This is a genomic window from Streptomyces sp. NPDC021356, assembly GCF_040641015.1.
In the GTDB taxonomy this organism is placed as follows: Bacteria; Actinomycetota; Actinomycetes; order Streptomycetales; family Streptomycetaceae; genus Streptomyces.
On the sequence record NZ_JBFACU010000001.1, the window covers coordinates 187,997 to 209,829 of the forward strand.

Consider the following 21,833-nt stretch of genomic DNA (forward strand, 5'->3'; position numbering starts at 1 on the left):
GGACCCGCGTCACCCGCCCCCGCGGCCCCGCCCTCGGTCCCCGCGGCCCCGCCCTCGGCCGCCTGGACCGGCAGGACAGGCCCCAGCAGAAGGCCACCCCCCAGCGCCAGAACCGCCACCACCTGCCGCCCGCCGATGCGTCCGACGTGACCGGACAAACGCCACCTCCTGGTGTCCGCCGGGCTGTCGCGCCCGGCACAGGGAGGCTGGCAGAACGATGATCACCGCGTCGGCGTGTCCGGTCCGGCTCCCCCGGAAGAGGGACACCCCGGCGGGAGGATGACGACAGTCACGGCCCGCCTACGGCGCCGTCCCCACCGCGCTCGGCCGCACCGGTCGTGGGAGCCCGCACCGCGTCCTGGACTGCAGGGGTCACTGCCCCACGCTGAACCCCTTCTTGGTGTAGGCGCATTCGGTGTAGATGTACCCCGAGCGCAGCTTGGCGGTGTCGGAGGCGGGCGACGAGGCGCTCGCGCCGCGCGGCTTGTGCAGGAAGTACGTCGTCCCGGGCGGCAGCGAGATCGTCCGCTGCGGGTAGTCCTTGCCGCTGTCGCCGCAGGGGTGGAAACCGCCGAGGGCCAGGGTGGCGCCGAAGGAGTACGCGGAGCAGCTGCCGCAGGCCTTGATGGTGACGCTTCCGGTGACCGGGCCCGTGTACAGGACCTCGATGTCGTCCGGGCTGTCGTTCTTGATCGTGACCTGGATGCCGCCGCCCGAGTCCGTCGTCGGCAGGCGCTTTCCGGCGGCGGGGACCGTCTGCGCGATCTGTGCCGCTATGGCGATCTTCTGCGCCCGGGCCCGGTTCCGGTCGTGCGGGTGGTCCCGGACGAAGTCGTTCATGCTGGTCAGGGATGCGGCGAAGTCGCCGTCCCGGTACTGGTCCACGCCGCAGGCGTAGACGCCGGAGGCGGCGCCGCGGCCCGCCCGTTCGGCGTCGGAGACCAGGGCGTCGGCGACGGCGGGCGCGGTGGCCGCGACCCCGCGGATCTGCGTGCCGAGGCCGCGCAGGCGGCGTACCGCGGTGCAGGGGTCGTCGCCCTGGGCGTCCTTGGCGGCCCGGTCCACGACGGACCTGACGGCCGGCTCGGCCTTGGCGGCCTGGCCCGATCGGGGGAAGGCGGTGAGCAGTTCACCGAAGTGCCCCGTCCAGCCGTCCTGGCCGCCGGTCAGCTCGTTGGACCCGCAGGCGTACAGCGCGTCTGCCAGGCGTGGGTCCGGCCAGGTGGCCAGGGCGCCCAGCGTCTGCTTCGGCATCCGGTCGGGGACCGTCCGCAGGTACTTCAGCGGTGCGATGGCCTCGCAGTACTTCTGCTGCTCGTAGGCCGCGCCGACCGTGCGGTAGTAGGCCGTCATGCGGTCCGGCAGGCGGTGGGCCGCGCGGGAGCCGGGGTGGTCGTGCCCGAGACCGGCGTAGACGGCCAGAGCCTCGCGGAATCCGGCCTGCGCGGTGTCGAACGGCTGGTTCGCACGGGCCCGTACGAGGTCGTCGGCCCGCTGGAGGCGGTCCAGGAGCATCTGCTCGGTGGCCTCGTCGCGTGCCCCGCCGTAGAGCATGCCGCCGCCGACCGGCACGGCCAGCAGCACCAGACCCAGCACCGCCGCCACGGGGGCGCTCGCCGGCCAGGACAGCCGCGTGCGCAGCCCGGCGACCGCCCCGTGTGCGGCTGCGGCCCCCAGGACCACGGCGTAGGCGACGAGGAGGGCGGCCGGGACCCCGTCGGGGTCGGCCGGCAGCGCCACGACGAGCAGGACCGCGGTCGCGGCCCAGCACAGCCCGGCCGGTATCCAGCGGCGCAGCAGCACGTAGCCCAGGCCCAGGCCGGTGAGGTTGAGGAGCGCCACCGCCACCGCGCGCACGGCGTCCGGCGCCGCGGGCGGCGGCGCGGGTGGTCTCGGCGGCATCGGTGGCACCACGAACGCGTCGGCCGCTCCCGGAAATTCCCCGGACATGTCGGCTCCCCCCGTCACTCTCTACCAGCATGTCGGCGATGTGCCAGTGTACGGGTCATCAGCCTTGCTCCGACAGGGAGTTCGGCCGCTCGGCACCCCGGACTCAGCGGCGCTGGGACGGCCGGTCAGGGAGCCGTCACCAGCGGGGGCTCGCCCCACTCGGCGGTCAGTCCGTGCCGCAGGGACCGGACCTGCGCCGCACCGATGCGTTCGGCGAGCACCGACTCGACGACGGCGATGGCGGCCTGGGCGCGTTCGTGCAGGCGCTGCCCCCGGCCGTCCCGCGGATCAGCCGGCCGCGCGCGGACTGCGGGTCGGGAACCTGTTCGAGCAGCCCCACGCCGACGAGCGCGTGCGCCGCCTGATGCGCCGTCTGCCGGGTCACGCCCATGCGGCGGGCGAGGTCGGACACCGTGGTGCCGTCGGTGTCGAGCATCGCGAAGACGGACGCCTGGGCCGTCGTCACCGGCTGCTCGCCCGCCGCCTCCATGCTCGCCAGGAGCGCGTCCTCGAACCAGCGTCTGGCCTCGGAGAACAGTTGGGGCGGGTTGGTGCCGCGATGACTCATGGCATCAGCGTACGCACCGCGCCGCGCAGTCGGGTGTGGTGGTGAAGCAGCGTTCCGCCTCGGCTTCGCCGAGGCCCGGCCAGAGGTGGCCGGCGCCCGGCACCGGCCGGAAGTCGACCGCCACGCCGGCCGCGCGCAGGGCAGCCGTGAGCCGTCCGCCCTGCGCACGAGGAACGATGGATGCTGTCGTCGGGTGCCGCGCAGCGTGGGGCACGGCGGTCAGCTCCCGGTGCGCCACTCGTGGTCGGGCAGGAAGGTCACGTCGTACCGCTGGGGCACGGTGGCTAACTTCTCCGGGGCGGGCACGAACGGCCGTCAGGATACCTGACAGCGAGTGTGGCGACACCCGACCACCGCCCCTCCCATGAGCCCTGTGCATGATTTCGTGAATCTTCAGGCATTGGACGCATGTGTCCCGCGTGATCGACCCTGGAAGGGCATGCACCCCCCACCACGAGGAGTCGATCGGTCCATGAAGGCGTCGCGCCGCGTCCCGTTCACCCCGCTGCCCCTCGCGGCGGCGGCGCGGGGAGCCGTCGCACTCGCCGTGCCGCTGCTGGTCGGCGTGGCCACCGGCCGCATCACCCCCGCGGTGATCGCGGGCATCGGCGCGCTGTGGGGGGTGAGCCAGGACGGCGACGACCCCTACCGGCTGCGGGTGCGGCGGCTGGCCTGCACGGGCCTGCCGGCCGCCCTCGGCCTGCTCGCCGGGGAACTCGCGCTGCGCAGCGGCCGGCCGGGCGCGGTGACCGTCTGCCTGGTCGCCGCCGCCCTGCTCGCGGGCTCCGTCAGCCTCCGCGGGCCGCTCGCCTCCGTGGCCGGCCTGCACCTCCTGCTCGGCGCGACCGTGGGCGGGGGCATCCCCGTGCCGGGGCCGTGGTGGCAGGCCCCGCTCGCGCTGCTCGCCGGGGTCGCGGTCGTGGTCGTGCTCTGCGCCACGCCCTGGCTGTGGCGGCGGCACGCCATCGAGCGGGCGGCCGTCCGCGCCGCCTACCGGGCCGCCGCCGAGGCCCTGTCGGCGGCGGGTTCGCCCGGGGCCGAACCCGCGCGGCGGCGGCTGACCTCGGTCCTCGACCACGCCCACCGGGTGATGGGCCGCCATCTGACCGGCCGCGCCCGTCCCGGCACGGAGCGGGACGCGCTGCGGACCGCCTTCCACACGGCGGTGCGGCTCGGCGAAGTGACCTCGGCACTGGTGTGGGAGGGACGGCCGCTGCCCCGGTGGGCCGGCCAGGTGCCGCTGCTGACGGCGGCCCGGCTGCTGCCCGAGCCCGGGAGGACGGCGTCGCGGCCCCCGGCCGAGACGGGCAAGGCGGACGGGACGGGCGAGACGGCGTCCCGGCCCCTGCCGGAGGCCGGAGACACCGCGGCCCCCGAGCCGGACTCCCCCGGCCTGCGTGCCCTCGCCGCCCTGGCCGCGGAGTGCGGCCGGACCCGCCCGGACGCCCCGGCGGCACGTCTCCCGGCGTTCCCCTGGCACGGGCGGGCCGCCCAGGTGCGCTACACCGTGCTGCTCGCGGGCTGCGTGCTCGTCGCCCAGCTGTGCGCCGTGCTGCTGCACGGCCCGCGCGGGTACTGGCTGCCGATGACGGTGGCCTTCGTCTACAAGCCGGACTTCGGCCCCGTGCCGCGCCGGGCCCTGCACCGCTGCGCGGGTACGGTCGCCGGGGTGGCCGCCATCGGCGCGGTGACCCTGCTGACGAGCGACACCTGCGTCCTCATCGGCGCCGTGGCCGCCTTCGGCGCGCTCATGGCCGTCGGAGTGCGCCACCACTACGCGCTCGCCACGACCGCCCTGACGGCGATCGTGTTCGTCCTCGTCGACCTGCTCGGCGACCACCGGGCGCTGTACTCGGCGCGCATCCTCGACACCGCCCTGGCCGCGGCCGTCGTCCTCGTCGCGCACCTCGCGCTGTGGCCCGACTCCGCGCAGGGCCGGGCGCGCGCGCAGACCGAGGCCGCCCTGGCCGCCGCCCGCCGCTACCGGGACCTGGCCCCCGGCGCCCCGGCGACACAGCGGCACGCACTGCGCCGGACGGCCTACCACCGGCTCGCCGAGGCCCGGCGGGCACTGGTCCACGCGCAGCGCGAGCCGGGTCGGCCCGGCCGAGGGGCGCGCGACCTGCCCGACCTGAGCGGTCTGGCGGACGCCGTCGGCGCGGCCGAGCGGCTCTGTGACGCCGTCAGTGCCCGGAACCTGGGCGCCGCGCCGGCCGCGTCCGCGCTGCGTGCTCCTCGCTGCGGCGTGGCGGGTGCGATGGGAGGATGAGCACGATGGATCTCCAGGTGCTGCGTGCGTACCAGGCGGTGGCCGAGGGCCTCACGGTGACGGAGGCCGCCGCCGACGCCCGTGTCACCCAGCCCGCCCTGTCGCGGGCACTGCACCGGCTGGAGGACGAGGTGGGCGCGGAACTGCTCCAGCGGGTCGGGCGTGTGCTGCGGCCCACCCCGGCCGGGCGGGTGTTCAAGGAGTACGTCGACGCCGCCCTGGACGCCTGCGACCGGGGGCGGCGGGCCGTGGCCGAGGTCGTCGACCCGGAGGCGGGCGTGGTGTCGCTGGCCTTCCTGCACACACTGGGCACCTGGCTGGTGCCCCGGCTCGTCACGGGGTTCCGGGAGGCCCTCCCGCAGGTCCGCTTCGAACTGCACCAGCACGAGGAGAACGGTCTGGTCCAGCACCTCCTGGCCGGCACCGCGGACCTGGTGATCACCAGCGGCGATCCGGAGCATCCGCTGATCACCTGGCGGCGGCTGCTGGTCGAACCGCTCTGGCTCGCCGTGCCCACCGGGCACCGCCTCGCCGAGCGCCCCCGGGTCCGGCTGGCCGAGGTCGCCGAGGAACCGTTCATCCTCCTCAAACCGGGCTACGGCCTGCGCAGCGTCACCGAGACCCTGTGCCGTCAGGCGGGCTTCGCCCCGCGGGCCGGCTTCGAGGGCGAGGAGGTGCACACGCTGCGCGGACTGGTCGCCGCCGGACTGGGCGTGTCGCTGATCCCGTCGTCACCGGACGCGGCGGCCGGCCCGGACTTCCCCATCCGCTACCTGGAGATCACCGACGTGCACGGTGCGCGCGACATCGGCATCGCGCGGCTCACCGGCCGCACCCTGCCGCCGGTGGCGCGGCGCTTCCTCGACCACGCGCTGCGGGCGACGGCCGCTTCGGCCGGCGAACCCGCCGGACGGGGGTGAGGGCGTCCCGTGGCCCGGCGCAGGAGCCCTCGTGCCCTCGCTGCGGACATGCCCTTGCCTGGAGCAATGGGGCGTACGGCACGGGGCCGCCCGGCACTCTGGTGGTTTGACCGAGCCCGTCGGGAGTCCCTGTGAACAGGCCGCCTGAGTCCCTCCGCGCGGACCGCCGCCCGCGGGCGGCGCGCGCAGCCGTACGCGCGTCCGGTCCTCCCGCGTCCTCGCGGGCGGCGGCGGGGCGGCGCGGGAGACGACGATGAGACGACCGTTCGGGCGCGGGTACGGCTCCTTGCGGGCGGCGCGCAGGAAGTCCGAGCAGCCGCGCGTGCCCGCGCCGCCCCCGTGGCTGCTCTGGCTGCCGGTCGTCTACCTCGCGGTGGTGCTGGCCATCGAACCGGTCACTCCGGTGGACTGGCCGGTGAGTTTCCTGCTCATCGCGCTGCCCCTGGTCGCCGCCTACGCCTACGGCCCCGTCGCGGTGGCAGCCGTCACCCTCTTCGCCATCGTGTTCGAAGGTGTGCTGGCGGGCACCCCGTGCTGCGCGGGCCGCACCGTGGGCTACCTCTGGGACCGCCACTACGTGGCCAACTACACCTGCACCGTCCTGGTCGGCGTGCTCGGGACGATCCTGGCGGTGCACCGCACGCGCCGCGAACGCACGCTCGCCACGGTGCGTTTCGTGGCGGAGACCGCGCAGCGGGTGTTACTGCGCCCGGTCCCCCGCCGGCTCGGCCAGGTCTCCGTGGAGACCCTGTACCTGTCCGCGGCGGCGGAGGCGCGCATCGGGGGCGACCTGTACGAGGCGGTGCCGACGGCGTTCGGGGTACGGCTGCTGGTCGGCGACGTCCGGGGCAAGGGGCTGGTCGCCGTCGAGACGGCGGCGACGATGCTCGGCGCCTTCCGGGAGGCCGCCCACGACGAGCCTGACCTGATCGGCGTCGCCCGCCGCATGGAGCGGAGCATGAGCCGCCACGCCGCGCAGCTCCCCGGCGGGGAGGCGGCCGAACGCTTCGTCACCGCGGTGTTCGCGGAGATCCCCGACCACGAGCCGGTCGTCCGCATCGTCAACTGCGGGCATCCGCCGCCGCTGATCATCAAGGAGGGCGGGGTCGCCGAGCTGCACGCGACCGACCCCTCCCCGCCCATCAACCTGGGCGTGCTGATCGGCGACGGCTACCACCTGGACGTCGAACCGTTCCGGCCCGGCGACCAGCTGCTGCTCTACACCGACGGCGTCACCGAGACCCGCGACCGCCAGGGGACCTTCTACCCGCTCGCCGACCGCGTCGGCCCCTGGGTCGGTCTCGCGCCCCGTGAACTCCTCGACCGCCTGCACGAGGACCTGGTCGCCTACAGCGGCGGGCACCTCGACGACGACCTCGCCGCGCTGGCCGCGTACCGCCTGCCCGGGGACTCCCGCGCCTGAACCGCCCCCGAACGACGACTCGCGGACCACTCGCGGACCGCTCCCGGACCACTGCTTGCCGACCAAAGGCGGACCGCGCCTGAGCCGCCGAGGTCCGCCCGTGGTTCAGCCGGCCGGTGCCGTCCGGTGGCCCGCCCGGTCGCGTCGCGCCAGCGCGCGCTGGGCCCGCGACAGTCCCGGCGGCAGCCTGCGGCGCAGCGCGGCGCGTGCGGCGTTGGCGCCCGGCGCGCCGTGGACGCCGCCGCCGGGATGGGCTCCGGCGGAGGCGAGGTAGAGGCCGGCCACGGGCGTCTCGGGACGTCCGGTGCCGGGCACCGGGCGGAAGACGAGCTGTTGGTGCAGGGCGGTGGTGCCGCCGTTGATGGAGCCGGTGTCGAGATTGCTGTCGAGCGCCTGGAGGGTGGGCGGGGCCAGGATCCGGCGGGCGCGGACCGTCGCACGAAAGCCCGGTGCGAACCGTTCGACCTGCCGTTCCATCCGGTCGGCCATGATCTCCTGCTCGCGGGTGTCCCACGCGCCGGTCAGCCCCTCGTCCGCCGCGTCCCCGGTGATCTCCCGGGGGACGTGCGTGTAGGCCCAGGCCGACTCGGTGCCGCGCGGGGAACGCGAGGGGTCCGCCGTCGTCATCTGGCCGAACAGCGCGAAGGGCCGGTCGGGGACCTGCCGCATGGCGATCTGCGCGGTGAACCGGGTGAGTTCGTCGAGGCCGTCCGCCAGGTGGACGGTGCCCGCCCCTGCGGTCTGCCCGGTCCGCCACGGCACGGGGCCGTCCAGCGCCCAGTCGACCTTGAAGGTGGCGAAGTCCCACTGGAAGCGGCGCAGGTCGGCGAGGAGCTGCGGGGGCAGGTGCTCGGGGTCAACGAGGCCGCCGTACAGCGCGGGCACGGACACGTCGGCGAGCACGGCCCGGTCCGCGGCCACCACGGCGCCGCCCGCGGTGCGCACGCCGACGGCACGCCCGCCGCGCACGACGACGTGGTCGACCCGCTCGCCGCAGCGCAGGGTGCCGCCCTGCGCGCGCAGCCGCCGGGTCAGGGCCTGGGTGAGGGCGCCGGCTCCGCCGACCGGGACGGGGAAGCCGTTCGTCTGGCCGAGCATGGACATCAGCCAGCCGAACCCGCCGCTGCCGGCGGACTCCGGCGCGAGGTCGGCGTGCAGCGCGTTGCCGGCCAGGAGCAGCCGGCCGCCCTCGCCGCGGAACTCCTCCTCCCCCATCCGGCGCACCGGGAGCAGCATGGTGCGGGCCAGCCGCAGCCCGCCCGCCCCCCGCAGCCGGGCGGCCAGCCGGGCCCCGGCCCTGACCGGCGGGAACGGCGCGAACAGGGCGTCCATCAGGTCGGGTCCCAGCCGCTGCCAGATCTCGTGCAGGCGCCGCCAGGCCGCCCCGTCCCCGGCGGCGAACGCGTCGAGGGAGGCCGCGGTGGTGTCGATGCCCCGGTCCAGGACGGCGCACCGGCCGTCGGTCAGGGGGTGGGCCAGCACGTGCGGGGCGTGGCTCCAGCGCAGGCCGTGGTCCTGGAGCCGGAGCCGGGCCAGGACGGGCGAGGCGGCGGCCAGCGGGTAGAAGGAGCTGAAGAGGTCGTTGACGAAGTCCGGGTCGACGCCCCTGTCGTGCCGCACCGCCCCGCCGGGTTCGGGCTGTTCCTCCAGGACCTCCACGCTCCAGCCCGCGTCGGCCAGCAGGTTCGCCGCCACCAGGCCGTTGGGGCCGGCCCCGATCACCACGGCGTCAGGCATGGCCGCCTCCCGCTCCGTGCGCTTTGGCGGTGTTTCGCGCGGCGGGGCGCGGCGCCCGGCGGGCGCGTGCCGCGTCGCCCTCGCACACCTTGGCGAGGCGGGCGAGCATGGCGCGGTGCCGGATCTGGATCAGCGCCTCGACGCCCATGTTGTGCACCACGCCGCCCGCGCCCTGCAAGGGGTGCTCGTCCACGATGACCAGGCAGTGCTCGCCCCAGGGGCGCAGTTCGACGGAGATGCGCGCGGTGCCCAGGAAGCCCGCTTGAGCCTCCAGTTCGAGCAGGGTGCCCTCCGCGCAGTTGCGGACGATGGTCTGGTTGGTGAGCCGCAGCGGTCCGAGGCGGACCTGGTACTCGATGGCGGAGCCGAGCTGCGGCCATCGTCCGCGCACGGGTTCGGAACGGGCCGTGCCAACGACCCACTCGGCGTAGCGGGTGCCGTCGGCGAGCAGGTCCCACACGGTCCCGGGTGTGGTCTTGATCAGACGGTGACGTACGGCCACGCGTGCCTCCGGGAGTCGCTGTCGTGCGGTCGCCCGCCCGAGTGCCCCTCTGGCGCCCCGGCCAACCGGCTCCCCGCGGCCGTGCCCGCTCCGCCGGCCGGCTACCCGCGTCCGGGTCCGTCCTGGTGGCCCGCGTGCGGGTCGGTCCCGGCCGGGCACGCCCCCGCGTCGGGTACGGGCGGCAGCGCGAGGTGGGTGAGGTCGCCGGGCGGCGGGGTCGTCACCGGCCACAGCGGGGCGGGGGTGCCGTCGGCCACCGCCGCCGGGGCGTCGGTGAGGTTCATCCGCTCGCGCAGGCGGCCGTAGAAGTCCATGGGGCCCAGCCGTACGGCCCGCAGCCGGCGCGGGGCGGCGTACACGCCGATCCAGTCGCCCGCGTCCAGCACTCCCCGCAACTGGCCGTCGATGCTGACGGCGGCCTGCCCGGACCGTTCCAGCACGCGCAGCGCCACGGGTTCGTCGGGCGCCGCCACCACCGAGCGGTTGAACGCCATGTGCGGGGCGACGGGGGTGAAGACGAGGGCGTCCGCGCGCGGGGAGACGACGGGGCCGCCGGCGGCGAAGCTGTAGGCGGTCGACCCGGTGGGGGTGGCGACGAGGAGGGCGTCGGCGGAGTACGACGCCAGGAGCCGGCCGGCGATGTAGACGCCGACGGACACCTGCCGGTCGCGGGCCAGTTTCTCCAGGACGATGTCGTTGAGCGCGGTGACGTTCAGGGCGATGCCCCAGTCGCCGCCGACCTCGCAGTCGGTGCGTACCCGGGGCGGGGGCAGCAGCGGGCGGCGGCCGTAGCGCATCAGTTCCTCGATGCCCGCGGGCACCTCCAGGCGGCGTGAGGCGCGCAGGGTGAGCAGCATGCGGCTCTCGACGGTCAGCCGGTCCTCGACCACGGCGTCCAGGGCGGCGCGCACGACCGTGGCGGGCACCTCGGTGAGGAAGCCGACCCGGCCGAGGTCGACGCCCAGGACCAGGGCGTCGTGTTCCGCGGCGAGGCGGGCGCCGCGCAGGAAGGTGCCGTCGCCGCCCAGGGTGACGATGAGGTCGGGGTCGCCGGCGGCCTCCACCTCCTCGCCCGCGCTGCGCCGGCCGCCGTCGTTCCACACGTCGATGTCGGTGCACCGCACGGCGCGCTCCTCGCACCAGGCGTGCACGGTCCGTTCGGCGGCCACGGCCTCGGGCCGCCCGCCGTGTACGACCAGGCCGATCCGACGCACTGTCACAGCTCCGGCGGGTTCCCCCCGGCGGGAGCCGGTAGCGCGGGAATCAGGTAAAGGAATCGCATGGTCCACTCCAAGGAATCATCTGGTCCAGACCAATCCGTTGACGTGCCCGCAACACCCTCAGGAAGCTGGTGCGACTTCCCCACCACCTCCCCTGGAGGCACGCAGTGACACGTCTTCGCGCATGTCTGGGCGCGACCGCCGCCGTCGGGCTCGCCGCCCTCGGCACCACCGCACTGGTCGCGGGCAACGCCTCGGGCGCGCCGAGCGCGCTGAGCAACCGCTGGTACGCCGCGGCCCCGTACCTCATGCCGCTGGACAACGATCCGCCGAACGCCGGCGCCATCATGGACGCCACCGGCCTCAAGGCGTTCCAGCTCGCCTTCGTCCTCGCCCCCGACGGCGGCGGCTGCTCGCCCACCTGGGACGGCAAGGCCGCGGTCTCCTCCGACACCGCCGTGAAGTCGGTGATCGACGCCATCCGCGCCAAGGGCGGTGACGTCTCCGTCTCCATCGGCGGCTACGGCGGCACCAAGCTCGGGCAGGCCTGCTCGGACGCGGCCGCCACGGCCTCGGCGTACCAGCAGGTCATCACCAAGTACGGCCTGCACGCCATCGACTTCGACCTGGAGGAGCCGGAGTACGAGAACACCGCCGCCATCAAGAACGAGATCGGCGCGGCGAAGATCCTCCAGCAGAACAACCCCGGGCTGTACGTCTCCGTCACCACCGCGGGGACCGCGGACGGCACCGGCTGGTTCGGCAAGCAGATGCTGCTGGAGGCCAAGTCCCAGGGATTCACCCCCAACAACTTCTCCATCATGCCGTTCGACGGCGGGTTCAACGGCGCGGCCTCCCAGACCGCGGCGCTGACCAAGTTCAACCAGGTCCTGCAGTCCACCTTCGGCTGGAACGAGGCGACCGCCTACGCCCACGAGGGCTTCTCCGGCATGAACGGCCGCAGCGACACCGGGGAGATGTTCCCGCAGAGCGACTTCCAGACCGTGCTGGACTTCGCCACCGGCCACAACATGGACCGCTTCACGTTCTGGTCGCTCAACCGCGACCGCCAGTGCTCGCCGCCCGACAACGGCGGCCGGACCTCGGGCACCTGCTCCAGCGTGCCGCAGAACTCCTGGGACTTCGCCAAGTACTCGGTGAAGTTCGCCGGCGCGACCCCGCCCACGACGCCTCCCACCACACCGCCGCCGAGCACCGGCTGCAAGACGGCCTGGAACGCGACCACGGCGTACACCGGAGGCAGCGAGGTCTCCTACGGCAAGCACAACTGGAAGGCCAAGTGGTGGACGCAGAACGAGACCCCCGGCGCCTCCCAGTGGGGCCCGTGGCAGGACGAGGGCGCCTGCTGACGGCCTGAGCGGCGGGCCGGCCGGGCCGCGGGCGATCCCCGCCGGCCGGCCCGCCGCGCACCGCGCGCTCAGGGCCGCTCGGCGACCGTCAGCAGCGCCGCGGCGTCCTCGACGGCCTCCAGGCTGTGCCTGGCCGGGGGCACGATGAGCAGGTCCCCGGCCATGCCGTCCCAGGAGGCGTCGCCGCTGCGCAGCCGGACGCGCCCGCGCAGCACCAGCACGGTCGCCTCGCCCGGGTTCTCGTGCTCGGTCAGCTCGGTCCCGGCGCGCAGGGCGATCAGGGTCTGCCGCAGCACGCGCTCGTGGCCGCCGTGGACGGTCTCCGCGCTGCGGCCGGTGGAGGAGGCCTCCGCCCGTTCCAGGTGCTCACGGGCGCGGGCGTCGAGGGAGATCTTCTGCATGGCTGCGCTCCTGCTGACGGACGAGGGCGGACGGGCCGGTCGGACGGGGCGGGGGGCCGGGGCTCAGTAGCGGACGCCGATGCGGCGCCAGCGGCGGCCGCTGGTGCCCGGCTCGGCGGGGTGGGCCGGGACCCGGCGCCGGTAGAGGACGTACGGACGCCACAGATACCACAGCGGGACGCTCCAGGCGTGCACCAGCCGGGTGAAGGGCCACACGGCGAGGATCGCCCAGGCCGCGGTGGCGTGGACCTGGTAGATCAACGGCGCGTGCGAGATGGCCGTGACGTCGGGGCTCCCGGCGAACAGGCCGCGGAACCACAGCGCGACGCTCTGCCGGTAGTCGTAGCCGGCGCCGAAGAGGTTGACGCCCATGGTCGGGATGATGCCCAGCACGATCACGACGGCCAGCAGGAGCAGCGCCAGCCAGTCGACGGGGCTGGTGGAGGCGCGCACGCGGGGCACGGTGGTGCGGCGGAAGGCGAGGACCGCGACCCCGGCGATCACGGCGAGCGCGGCGACGGTGCCGCCGATGGTGGAGAACCAGCGGTAGGTGTTCTCGGGGATGCCGAGCCACCGGGTGAAGGACTCCGGGACGAGGATGCCCAGCACGTGTCCCGCGATGGCCGCGAACGTGCCGTAGTGGAAGAGGGGCCCGCCCCACTTGAGCAGGCGCCATTCCTGGAGCTGCGTGGAGCGGCTGGTCCAGCCGAACTGGTCGTAGCGCCAGCGCCACACGTGGCCGACGGCGAAGGTGACCAGGGCGAGGTAGGGCAGGATGACCCACCACCACAGGTCCCAGGAGTTCATCGGTTCTCTCCGGTCGGGGCGGGGACGGACGCGGGCAGGGGCGTGGGGTGCGCCGAGGGGGCGGAGGCGGCGGCCATGTACTCGGGCGGGGCGAACGGCTCCAGGCCCACCTGTTCGGCGGGCGGCCCGTCCGCGGCGAGCCGCCGCCAGGTCTCGCGCTCGCGGCGGCCCGGCCGGGGCAGCCGTCCGCACACCGCCTCCAGTACGGGTGTGTACGGGTCGGACCGCTCGGCGAGGGCCCGGCGGAGCAGTTCGAGGCCGGCCCGGCACTGCACGAGGACGCGGTGCCCGGGCTCCGGGGCGAGCGCGGCGAACTCCAGCACGAGCGGGAGAAAGTCCGGCAGCTCGGACTGTGGGGGCTCGTGGCCGGCCCCGCGGTAGGTGTGCTTGAGGGCGAGCAGCGCCATGCCGCGGGCGCGGGTGTCGCCGTGCCGGTAGTAGGTCAGGTGCAGGGAGCGGCGCCGGGTGTGGTCGAAGGTGGCCACGTAGCGCTGGGCGGCCTCGGTGGGTGCCAGGCTCCGCAGGTGCTCGGCGACGGCGGCCAGCCGGGCCCGGTCGGCGGCGTCGGTGACGGCGGGCAGGACGGCGGTGACGTCGTCGAGGCAGGCGAGCGCGCCGGGGTCCGGGTAGCGCAGCAGGACGGCGGCGACGCGGTGCACGAGCGGGGTGTCCGCGGCCCGGTGCGGGGTGCGGCGCGGGCTCATGAGGCGTCCTTCGGGGTTCCGAAGAGTCCTGGTGCCGGGCCGTCGCCGTTCCAGCCGAGGAGGTTGAAGCGCACCTGTCCGTCGCTGTCGTGGAACTGGCTGCCGCCGCCGGGTGCCGTGAGGCCGGGCAGCGCGGGCGGCGGCAGCGGGCCGAGCCGGTCCGCCTCGCGCGCCCCTGAATCGCCCACGCCGCCGGGGTGGTCCAGGGAGCAGTGCTGGGCCATCAGCGCGCCCGATCCCTCGGCGTGCGCCTTGGGGACGACGTAGCGTTCCTCGTACTTGGCGACGGCGAGCAGCCGGTACAGGTCCTCGATGTCGTCGGCGCTCGCGCCCACGCGGTCGAGCAGTTCCCGGGGGGCGGGGTCGCCGAGCTGCCGGGCCCGCATGTGGGCGCGCATGGTGGTGAGTTTGCGCAGCACGCCCTCGACCACGGCGGTGTCCCCGGCGGTGAAGAGGTTCGCCAGGTACTCGACCGGGATGCGCAGCGCGTCGATGGCGGCGAAGATCCGGTCGGGGTCGTCGTCGTGGTAGCCGGTGGCGTGCACGGCGTCGGCGACCGGGGAGAGCGGGGGGACGTACCAGACCATCGGCAGGGTGCGGTACTCCGGGTGCAGGGGCAGGGCCACCCGGTGTCGTTTGATCAGCGCGTACACCGGTGAGCGCCCGGCGGCCTGGATCCAGTCGCGGGCGACGCCGTCGCGTTCGGCGGCCTCCTGCACCCAGGGCTCGCCGGGGTCGAGGAAGACCGACAGCTGTGCCTCGTACAGGTCCTTGTCGTCCTTGACGGAGGCCGCGCCGAGGACGGCGTCGGCGTCGTAGAGCAGCACGCCCAGGTGGCGCAGCCGGCCGACGCAGGTCTCGGAGCAGACGGTGGGCTGCCCGGCCTCGATGCGCGGATAGCAGAAGGTGCACTTCTCGGCCTTGCCGGTGCGGTGGTTGAAGTAGACCTTCTTGTAGGGGCAGCCGGAGACGCAGAACCGCCAGCCGCGGCAGCGGTCCTGGTCGACGAGGACGATGCCGTCCTCCTCCCGCTTGTACATCGCGCCCGAGGGGCAGGAGGCGACGCAGGACGGGTTGAGGCAGTGCTCGCAGATGCGCGGCAGGTAGAACATGAAGGTGTGCTCGAACTCCATCCGCACGCGTTCGGCGAGTCCCTTCAGGTTCGGGTCGGCGGCGGCGTACTCACCGGCGCCGGCGAGGTCGTCGTCCCAGTTCGGGCCGTGCACGGGCCGCATGTCCCGGCCGGTCAGCTGGGACTTGGGGCGGGCGCTGGTGAAGCTGTCGGACAGGGGCGCGGTGGTCAGGCTCCGGTAGTCGTACGTCCACGGCTCGTAGAAGTCGTCGAGGGAGGGCAGTTCGGGGTTGTAGAACAGGCTGAGCAGCTTGCGCACCCGGCCGCCGGACCTGAGCGTCAGCCGGCCCCGCCGGTTCAGGGTCCAGCCGCCCTTCCACTTCTCCTGGTCCTCGTAGCGGCGCGGGTAGCCGGCGCCCGGCTTGGTCTCGACGTTGTTGAACCAGATGTACTCGGCGCCCGGCCGGTTGGTCCAGGTCTGTTTGCAGGTCACCGAGCAGGTGTGGCAGCCGATGCACTTGTCCAGGTTCATCACCATCGCCACCTGGGCCATGACCTTCACGTGAAGTCGACCTCCTGTGCGCGGCGGCGGATGACGGTGATCTCGTCCCGCTGGTTGCCGGTGGGACCGATGTAGTTGAAGCCGTAGCTGAACTGGGCGTAGCCGCCGATCAGATGGGTGGGTTTGATCATCAGCCTGGTCAGGGAGTTGTCGCCGCCGCCGTGCAGTCCCGAGGTCTCGGTGCGCGGTACGTTCAGGTGGCGGTCCATGGTGTGGTACATGAACACGGTGCCCTCGGGCATGCGGTGGGTGACCACGGCGCGGCAGGCGACCACGCCGTTGCGGTTGTACGCCTCGATCCAGTCGTTGTCGGCGGCGCCGATCCTCTCCGCGTCCAGGGGGCTCATCCAGATCACCGGCCCGCCGCGGAACAGCGTGAGCATGTGCAGGTTCTCCTGGTACTCGGAATGGATGGACCACTTCGAGTGCGGGGTCAGGTAGCGCACGACGAGTTCGCGGTGCCCGGCCGGGTGGCGGCGTGGGTCGCCGACGTGGGCGAGCATGTTCAACGGAGGTCGGTAGATCGGGAGTTGTTCACCGAACTCGGCCATCCAGTCGTGGTCGAGGAAGAAGTGCTGGCGGCCGGTGAGGGTGTGCCAGGGTTTGAGGCGCTCGACGTTGACGGTGAAGGGCGAGTAGCGCCGGCCGCCGGACTCGGTGCCGGACCACTCGGCGGAGGTGATGACCGCGCGGGGCTGGACGCGGGTGTCCTCGAAGGTGATGCGGTCGCCGGAGCGTTCCTCGGCCAGGTCGGCGAGCGGGACGCCGGTGCGTTCCTCCAGGGCGCGCAGCGACTGCACGGCGACCCGCCCGTTGGTGGTGCCGGACAGCGCCAGGACGGCCTCGCAGAACTGGTCGTCGCGGGCGATGGACGGCCGTCCACCGGCGACCCCGCCGCGGACCGTGCCGTTGCGCGCGCGCAGGTAGGCGATCTCCTCCCCGGGGTTCCAGGTGAGGCCCTTGGTCGAGGTGCCGAGGGTGTCGATGAGGGGGCCGACGGCGGCCATCTTCTCGGCGACCTTGGTGTAGTCGCGCTCGACCACGATCAGTTTCGGCAGGGTGCGGCCGGGGACGGGTTCGCACTCGCCGGCCCTCCAGTCACGGACCCGGCCGTGCGGCTGGGCCAGCTCGTCCGGGGTGTCGTGGGCGAGCGGGGCCGCGATGACGTCACGGCGCACGCCGAGGTGGCCGGCGGCCAGACGGGAGAACTCGGCGGCCATCGCGTGGAAGATGTCGAAGTCGCTGCGGGTCTGCCAGGGCGGTGCGATCGCCGGGCTGAAGGCGTGCACGAAGGGGTGCATGTCGGTGGAGGACAGGTCGTACTTCTCGTACCAGGTGGCCGCCGGCAGCACCACGTCGGAGAACAGGCAGGTGCTGGTCATCCGGAAGTCGACGGCCACGGACAGGTCGAGCTTGCCGACGGGCGCCTGCTCGCGCCAGGTGACGTCCGCGGGACGCAGGTGGGGCGGGGTCTCGGGAGCGGTCACCGCGTCGTCGGTGCCGAGCAGGTGGCGCAGCATGTACTCGTGGCCCTTCATCGAGGACGCGAACAGGTTCGCGCGCCAGATGAGCAGCACCCGGGGGAAGTTGGCCGGGTCGTCCGGGTCCTCCGCGGCGAACCGCAGCCGTCCCGCCTTCAGTTCGCCGACGATGTGGTCGGCGACCTCCTTGCCGGCCCGTTCGGCCTCGTCGCACAGGTCGAGCGGGTTGCGGTCGAACGCCGGGTGGGAGGGCATCCAGCCCAGCCGGGCGGCGAGCGCGTTGCAGTCGGGCAGCGTACGGCCCGCCAGGCGGCCCTGCCCCAGTTCGCTGGTGAGCACGTCGGCGGGGAAGGCCTCGTAGCGCCACTGGTCGGTGGCCAGCCAGAACAGCGGGGTGCCGACCATGTGCCGGGTGGGCCGCTGCCAGTCCAGGCCGAAGGCGAGGTGGAACCAGCCGGTGAGCGGGCGCACCTTCTCCTGGCCGACGTAGTGCGCCCAGCCGCCGCCGTTGACGCCCTGGCTGCCGGTGAGCATCACCAGGGACAGGAAGCTCCGGTAGATCTGGTCGGAGTGGAACCAGTGGTTGGTGCCCGCCCCCATCGCGATCATGGACCGGCCGCCGGTGCGTTCGGCGTTGCGCGCGAACTCCCGGGCGACCCGGGCCGCCGCCCCGGCCGGCACGGAGGTGATGGCCTCCTGCCAGGCGGGGGTGCAGGGCACGGCCGCGTCGTCGTAGCCGGTGGGCCACCGGCCGGGCAGACCCTCGCGGGCCACCCCGTACTGGGCCATGACGAGGTCGAAGACGGTGGTGACCAGGCGGCCGCCGATCCGTGTGACCGGCACACCCCGCCGCAGCACCGACCCGGACTCCCCCGGCCCGGTGTCGAAGCGCGGCAGGTCCACCGCCACCGCCTCGCCGCCCGGCCGCCCGTGCAGGGACAGCAAAGGGTCGACGCCGTCGAGCCGCAGGTTCCAGCGGGGGCCGTCCTCGGGGGACGTCCAGCGATAGCCGAGCGATCCGTTCGGCACGACCGCCTCGCCGGTGCGGGCGTCCAGGAGCACGGTCTTGAAGGCGGCGGCCTCCTCGCCGCCCGCCCCGGGCAGGTCCGCCGCGGTGAGGAACTTGTCGGGCACGTACGCGCCCTCGCGCTCGCGCAGGGTCACGAGGAAGGGCAGGTCCGTGTAGGTCTTGGCGTACTCGGTGAAGCGGGGGACCTGCCGGTCGCGGTAGAACTCGGTGAGGATGACGTGGCCCATGGCCATGGCGAGCGCGCCGTCGGTGCCGGGAGCCGCGGCGAGCCAGTCGTCGGCGAACTTGGTGTGGTCGCCGTAGTCCGGGGAGACCACGACGACCTTCTGGCCGCGGTAGCGCGCCTCCGTCATGAAGTGCGCGTCGGGCGTGCGTGTGATCGGCAGGTTGGTGCCCCACACGATCAGGTAGCCGGCGTTCCACCAGTCGCCGGACTCCGGTACGTCGGTCTGGTCGCCGAACACCTGCGGCGAGGCCATCGGCAGGTCGGCGTACCAGTCGTAGAAGGAGGAGATCGTCCCGCCGATCATCGACAGGTAGCGGCTGCCCGCCGCGTAGGAGGCCATCGACATCGCCGGGATCGGCGAGAAGCCGACGATGCGGTCCGGGCCGTACCGCTTGACGGTGTGCACCTGCGCCGCCGCCACCAGTTCGGTGGCCTCCTGCCAGGTGCAGCGCACGAAGCCGCCCTTGCCGCGGGCCCGCTTGTACGCCGCGCACCGCTCGGGGTCGGAGGTCAGCCACTCCCACGCCGCGACGGGGTCGGCGGTGCGGGAGCGGGCCTGCCGCCACAGGTCCAGGAGCGGGCCGCGCACGTAGGGGTAGCGGATCCGGGTCGGCGAGTACGTGTACCAGGAGAAGGAGGCGCCGCGCGGGCAGCCGCGCGGCTCGTACTCGGGCGAGTCGGGGCCCACGGACGGGTAGTCGGTGGCCTGGGTCTCCCAGGTGATGATCCCGTCCTTGACGAACACCCGCCACGAGCAGGAGCCCGTGCAGTTCACTCCGTGGGTGGAGCGCACCTCCCGGTCGTGCCGCCACCGCTCCCGGTAGAACTCGTCGGCGGCCCGGCCTCCGTCCCGGTAGAGGACCCGCCGGTCGGGCGACTGCTCCCCGGGGAAGAAGTACTGCGCCGAGCGCATCAGACGGTCGAGAGCCTCACCAGAGCGGTCGGTGCTCACACGCTCGCCTCTCTCGCGCAGGACCCGGGCGACGCGTCCTGCCCATGTGGGGACCCGGCCGTCGCCAGTCTTGATCGTCACCGACCGGACGACAAGCGGCCAATCGCGCGAATCATCACAAAAGCCTCCTACCGGAGGGCGGCGTAAGGTGATCGTGCCGGGGCACTGAGGGGGAACGAACGGGCCCCGGTCCCTGGCGGAAGGTGCCTGGCATGTCAGAGGATCCATGGCTGCCGGAGCCGGAGGACGAGGCGGCCGGGCGGGTGACCGCCGCGCTGGAGGAGATCGGCCGCCGGGCCGGGTCCAGGTCCTTCGAGGAGCTGAGCGCCCAGGTGCGGCAGCTGGCCCTCGGGCAGCGCAGGCTGCGCCGGCTGCTGGACGCCGTGGTGGCCATGAGCGCGGACATGGACACCAGGGCCCTGCTCCAGCACATCGTGGACGTGGCCGCCGACCTGGTCGCGGCCCGCTACGGTGCCCTCGGGGTGCTCGGGGACTCCGGCGAGTTCGTCGACCTGATCACCGCGGGCGTGGACGCCGAACGGCTGAAGGGCGAGTCCGGGCTGCCGCAGAGCCACGGGCTGCTGGGCAGCCTGATCGCGGACCGCAGGCCGCTGCGCGTCGACGACGTGGCCTCCGACCCCCGCTCGGTCGGCTTCCCCGAGGGCCACCCCGTGATGCGCACCCTCCTCGGGGTGCCCCTGACGGTGCGCGGGACGGTGTACGGCAACCTGTACCTCGCCGACAAGTACGACGGGACGCCGTTCGGCGACGACGACGAGGCGCTGCTGACCGCGCTGGCCAGCGCGGCGGGCGTCAGCATCGAGAACGCCCGGCTGTACGAGCGGCTGAAGCGGGCCACCGAGCAGTTCCAGCGCCGGATGCTGCCCGTCCTGCCCGATCTGGCGCCGCTGCGCATCGAGGCGCGCTACGAGCCCGCCTCCGAGCTGCCCCGGCTCGGCGGGGACTGGTACGACGCGACGCCGCTGCCCGACGGCGCCGTCTTCGTCGTCGTCGGCGACGTCACCGGCCACGACGTGGAGGCCGCGCCCCTGATGGCGCAGATCCGCAACATGCTGCGGGCCCTGGCCTTCGACCGGTGCGGGCCGCCGAGCCTGGTCGTGGACAAGCTCGACCGGGCGCTGAGCACGTACGGCGACCCGACGGCGGCCACGCTGGTGGCGGCCCGGATCGAGCACGAGGCGGGCGTCGGTTACACCGTGCGCTGGACCAACGCCGGGCACCCGCCGCCGCTGCTGGTCACCGCCGACGGCACCGTGCACGTCCTGGCTCCCGAGCAGCACGGCATCCCGGTCGGCGTCGATCCGGCGCTGCCCCGCCCCGACCACAGCCGCCCGCTGCCCTGGGCGAGCACCCTGCTGCTGTTCACCGACGGCCTGATCGAGCGCCGCGGCCAGGACATCGACGCCGGCCTGCGGCAGCTGGCCGAACGCGCGGCCACCCTCGCCACCGCCCCGCTGCACGCGCTGTGCGACGCGCTCATCACCCGGCGGGACGCCTACGACGACGACGTCGCGCTGCTGGCGCTGCGGGTGCCGAGCGCGCCCGAGCGGCGGCCCCGGCCTCAGGAAGGGCAGCCCGGGTCGTGATCGGGCGGGTCGGGGTCCTCGCCGGTGCGCGCGTGCGGGGGAGGGTCGAAGTGGACGGTGATCTTCTCGAAGCCCTTGAAGGACTCGGTCGTCGCGTAGGACCGGTAGGCCCGCTGGTCGCCCGCGCTGAGGTGGACGCGCTCGGTGAACGGGCTGAGCAGGCTGCGGGGCCACAGCCGCATGCACCGCACGGCGCCGACCTCGGCCGTCACGACGTAGACCAGCGCGCCCAGGTAGATCCAGGCGAGCAGGCCGAGCACGATGCCGAACAGGCCGTACGTGGCCGTCGCCCCCTGCAGCACGTGGTCGACGTAGTAGGTGCCGCCCCACAGCAGCGCCTGCCAGGCGCACCCGGCGCCGAGCGCCGGAGCGCACAGCACGCGCAGGGGCAGCCTGCGCCGGGTCAGCAGCCGGTAGCTGGCGATCAGCAGCGCGGCATTCAGCAGGACGGCCAGCGCGGTGGCGGCCACCCGGACGCCGACGGCCAGGCGGGCGCCGAACAGGCCCGAGGCCCACTCCGCCGCGGTGGACAGGCCCGTGGTGACGCCCAGGCCGAGGGCGAGCAGCGACAGGAACTTGAGCCCCTTCCAGCGGGAGCGGAACGGGTCGGGCCGGGCGTGCCGGGGCACGGCGAAGATCTTGTTCAGCGTGTGCTGGGCGGCCTGCGCGACGTTCAGCGCCCCGTAGCAGCTGCCGGCCACGCCCACCGCCACGGCGATCGCGTTGCCCTGGAAGGAGTGGATGTTGTGGGCGATCTGGTCCCCGATCACGGGGAACTCGCTGAGGGCCGAGTTCAGGACCGCGTGCTGGAGGTGCGGGCTGCTGCTGAGGACGGCGCTGAGCACGGCGACGAGGAAGAGCAGCAGCGGGAAGAGCGCCAGGAAGCCGTAGTACGTGATCAGGGCGGCCAGGTAGGCCGCCTGGTCGTCGTAGAACTTGTAGACCACGGCCAGCGGCAGCCCCGCCCAGCGGTGCCGTCGCTGGTAGGAGTCCACCCGGGCCAGCACTCCCATGCGCTCTCCCACACGGTCG

Annotated in this window: 17 protein-coding genes; 5 read left to right on the forward strand and 12 right to left on the reverse strand. The window is 74.1% G+C overall.

What is annotated here, in order from left to right; genetic code table 11:
* Positions 1 to 372: 372 nt before the first annotated feature.
* From AB0G56_RS00830 to AB0G56_RS00840, 3 genes are all read right to left on the reverse strand, one after another.
* Positions 373 to 1,950, reverse strand: a complete 1,578-nt coding sequence (locus AB0G56_RS00830; protein ID WP_360961491.1) for a hypothetical protein — start codon at positions 1,948 to 1,950, stop codon at positions 373 to 375.
* A gap of 166 nt (positions 1,951 to 2,116) precedes the next feature.
* Positions 2,117 to 2,518, reverse strand: a complete 402-nt coding sequence (locus AB0G56_RS00835; RefSeq protein ID WP_360961494.1) for a MarR family winged helix-turn-helix transcriptional regulator — start codon at positions 2,516 to 2,518, stop codon at positions 2,117 to 2,119.
* Positions 2,519 to 2,522: 4 nt separating this feature from the next.
* Complete coding sequence (locus AB0G56_RS00840) at positions 2,523 to 2,732, reverse strand: hypothetical protein (protein ID WP_360961497.1); 210 nt, start codon at positions 2,730 to 2,732, stop codon at positions 2,523 to 2,525.
* A gap of 258 nt (positions 2,733 to 2,990) precedes the next feature.
* On the opposite strand from AB0G56_RS00840, the gene AB0G56_RS00845 reads away from it, so the two are divergent.
* The 3 genes from AB0G56_RS00845 (at position 2,991) to AB0G56_RS00855 (ending at position 7,130) form a co-directional block, all read left to right on the forward strand.
* A complete protein-coding gene (locus tag AB0G56_RS00845) occupies positions 2,991 to 4,787 on the forward strand; it encodes an FUSC family protein (protein ID WP_360961500.1) in 1,797 nt (598 codons plus the stop codon).
* Positions 4,784 to 5,707, forward strand: a complete 924-nt coding sequence (locus AB0G56_RS00850; protein ID WP_360961503.1) for a LysR family transcriptional regulator — start codon at positions 4,784 to 4,786, stop codon at positions 5,705 to 5,707. The genes AB0G56_RS00845 and AB0G56_RS00850 overlap by 4 nt, the downstream gene beginning before the upstream one ends.
* 253 nt (positions 5,708 to 5,960) lie before the next feature.
* Entirely contained in the window at positions 5,961 to 7,130 is a 1,170-nt protein-coding gene (locus AB0G56_RS00855; protein WP_360961506.1) for a PP2C family protein-serine/threonine phosphatase, read from the forward strand.
* 105 nt (positions 7,131 to 7,235) lie between these two features.
* Here the strand turns inward: AB0G56_RS00855 and AB0G56_RS00860 are convergent, their stop codons facing one another.
* The 3 genes from AB0G56_RS00860 to AB0G56_RS00870 all read right to left on the reverse strand — a co-directional run bounded on the left by AB0G56_RS00860 (position 7,236) and on the right by AB0G56_RS00870 (position 10,589).
* Positions 7,236 to 8,867 carry an NAD(P)/FAD-dependent oxidoreductase gene (locus tag AB0G56_RS00860; protein ID WP_360961509.1) on the reverse strand — a complete coding sequence of 544 codons (1,632 nt, stop codon included), beginning with the start codon at positions 8,865 to 8,867 and terminating at the stop codon, positions 7,236 to 7,238.
* A complete protein-coding gene (locus AB0G56_RS00865) occupies positions 8,860 to 9,369 on the reverse strand; it encodes an SRPBCC family protein (protein ID WP_360961512.1) in 510 nt (169 codons plus the stop codon). The genes AB0G56_RS00860 and AB0G56_RS00865 overlap by 8 nt, the downstream gene beginning before the upstream one ends.
* A gap of 101 nt (positions 9,370 to 9,470) precedes the next feature.
* Positions 9,471 to 10,589: an NAD(+)/NADH kinase gene (locus AB0G56_RS00870; RefSeq protein WP_360961515.1), complete on the reverse strand. Its 1,119-nt coding sequence runs from the start codon at positions 10,587 to 10,589 to the stop codon at positions 9,471 to 9,473.
* Positions 10,590 to 10,756: 167 nt separating this feature from the next.
* Between AB0G56_RS00870 and AB0G56_RS00875 the strand changes: the two genes are divergently transcribed.
* Positions 10,757 to 11,959, forward strand: a complete 1,203-nt coding sequence (locus AB0G56_RS00875; protein WP_360961518.1) for a carbohydrate-binding protein — start codon at positions 10,757 to 10,759, stop codon at positions 11,957 to 11,959.
* 68 nt (positions 11,960 to 12,027) lie between these two features.
* Here the strand turns inward: AB0G56_RS00875 and AB0G56_RS00880 are convergent, their stop codons facing one another.
* From AB0G56_RS00880 to AB0G56_RS00900, 5 genes are all read right to left on the reverse strand, one after another.
* Positions 12,028 to 12,360 (reverse strand): cupin domain-containing protein, encoded by a 333-nt coding sequence (locus AB0G56_RS00880; RefSeq protein WP_360961521.1) that lies wholly within the window; start codon positions 12,358 to 12,360, stop codon positions 12,028 to 12,030.
* 63 nt (positions 12,361 to 12,423) lie between these two features.
* Positions 12,424 to 13,167, reverse strand: coding sequence for a respiratory nitrate reductase subunit gamma (gene narI, locus AB0G56_RS00885; RefSeq protein ID WP_360961524.1), 744 nt, complete (start codon positions 13,165 to 13,167; stop codon positions 12,424 to 12,426).
* Positions 13,164 to 13,871 (reverse strand): nitrate reductase molybdenum cofactor assembly chaperone, encoded by a 708-nt coding sequence (gene narJ, locus AB0G56_RS00890; RefSeq protein ID WP_360961527.1) that lies wholly within the window; start codon positions 13,869 to 13,871, stop codon positions 13,164 to 13,166. The genes narI and narJ overlap by 4 nt, the downstream gene beginning before the upstream one ends.
* Positions 13,868 to 15,505, reverse strand: coding sequence for a nitrate reductase subunit beta (narH, locus tag AB0G56_RS00895; protein ID WP_360961530.1), 1,638 nt, complete (start codon positions 15,503 to 15,505; stop codon positions 13,868 to 13,870). The genes narJ and narH overlap by 4 nt, the downstream gene beginning before the upstream one ends.
* Complete coding sequence (locus AB0G56_RS00900; protein WP_360962210.1) at positions 15,502 to 19,155, reverse strand: nitrate reductase subunit alpha; 3,654 nt, start codon at positions 19,153 to 19,155, stop codon at positions 15,502 to 15,504. The genes narH and AB0G56_RS00900 overlap by 4 nt, the downstream gene beginning before the upstream one ends.
* Before the next feature lie 251 nt (positions 19,156 to 19,406).
* Here AB0G56_RS00900 and AB0G56_RS00905 point away from each other — a divergent pair, with 251 nt between their 5' ends.
* Positions 19,407 to 20,801, forward strand: a complete 1,395-nt coding sequence (locus AB0G56_RS00905) for a GAF domain-containing SpoIIE family protein phosphatase (protein WP_360961533.1) — start codon at positions 19,407 to 19,409, stop codon at positions 20,799 to 20,801.
* Here the strand turns inward: AB0G56_RS00905 and AB0G56_RS00910 are convergent.
* Positions 20,777 to 21,814 (reverse strand): YhjD/YihY/BrkB family envelope integrity protein, encoded by a 1,038-nt coding sequence (locus AB0G56_RS00910; protein ID WP_360961536.1) that lies wholly within the window; start codon positions 21,812 to 21,814, stop codon positions 20,777 to 20,779. The genes AB0G56_RS00905 and AB0G56_RS00910 overlap by 25 nt on opposite strands.
* Positions 21,815 to 21,833: the final 19 nt, after the last annotated feature.

What these genes read in the sequence shown, in the direction of transcription:
- AB0G56_RS00830 (WP_360961491.1), bottom strand. Translation starts at nt 1,950, where the DNA reads ATGTCCGGGGAATTTCCGGGAGCGGCCGACGCGTTCGTGGTGCCACCG.
- AB0G56_RS00835 (WP_360961494.1), bottom strand. Translation starts at nt 2,518, where the DNA reads ATGAGTCATCGCGGCACCAACCCGCCCCAACTGTTCTCCGAGGCCAGA.
- AB0G56_RS00845 (WP_360961500.1), top strand. Translation starts at nt 2,991, where the DNA reads ATGAAGGCGTCGCGCCGCGTCCCGTTCACCCCGCTGCCCCTCGCGGCG.
- AB0G56_RS00850 (WP_360961503.1), top strand. Translation starts at nt 4,784, where the DNA reads ATGAGCACGATGGATCTCCAGGTGCTGCGTGCGTACCAGGCGGTGGCC.
- AB0G56_RS00855 (WP_360961506.1), top strand. Translation starts at nt 5,961, where the DNA reads ATGAGACGACCGTTCGGGCGCGGGTACGGCTCCTTGCGGGCGGCGCGC.
- AB0G56_RS00860 (WP_360961509.1), bottom strand. Translation starts at nt 8,867, where the DNA reads ATGCCTGACGCCGTGGTGATCGGGGCCGGCCCCAACGGCCTGGTGGCG.
- AB0G56_RS00880 (WP_360961521.1), bottom strand. Translation starts at nt 12,360, where the DNA reads ATGCAGAAGATCTCCCTCGACGCCCGCGCCCGTGAGCACCTGGAACGG.
- narI (WP_360961524.1), bottom strand. Translation starts at nt 13,167, where the DNA reads ATGAACTCCTGGGACCTGTGGTGGTGGGTCATCCTGCCCTACCTCGCC.
- narJ (WP_360961527.1), bottom strand. Translation starts at nt 13,871, where the DNA reads ATGAGCCCGCGCCGCACCCCGCACCGGGCCGCGGACACCCCGCTCGTG.
- AB0G56_RS00900 (WP_360962210.1), bottom strand. Translation starts at nt 19,155, where the DNA reads ATGCGCTCGGCGCAGTACTTCTTCCCCGGGGAGCAGTCGCCCGACCGG.
- AB0G56_RS00905 (WP_360961533.1), top strand. Translation starts at nt 19,407, where the DNA reads ATGTCAGAGGATCCATGGCTGCCGGAGCCGGAGGACGAGGCGGCCGGG.
- AB0G56_RS00910 (WP_360961536.1), bottom strand. Translation starts at nt 21,814, where the DNA reads ATGGGAGTGCTGGCCCGGGTGGACTCCTACCAGCGACGGCACCGCTGG.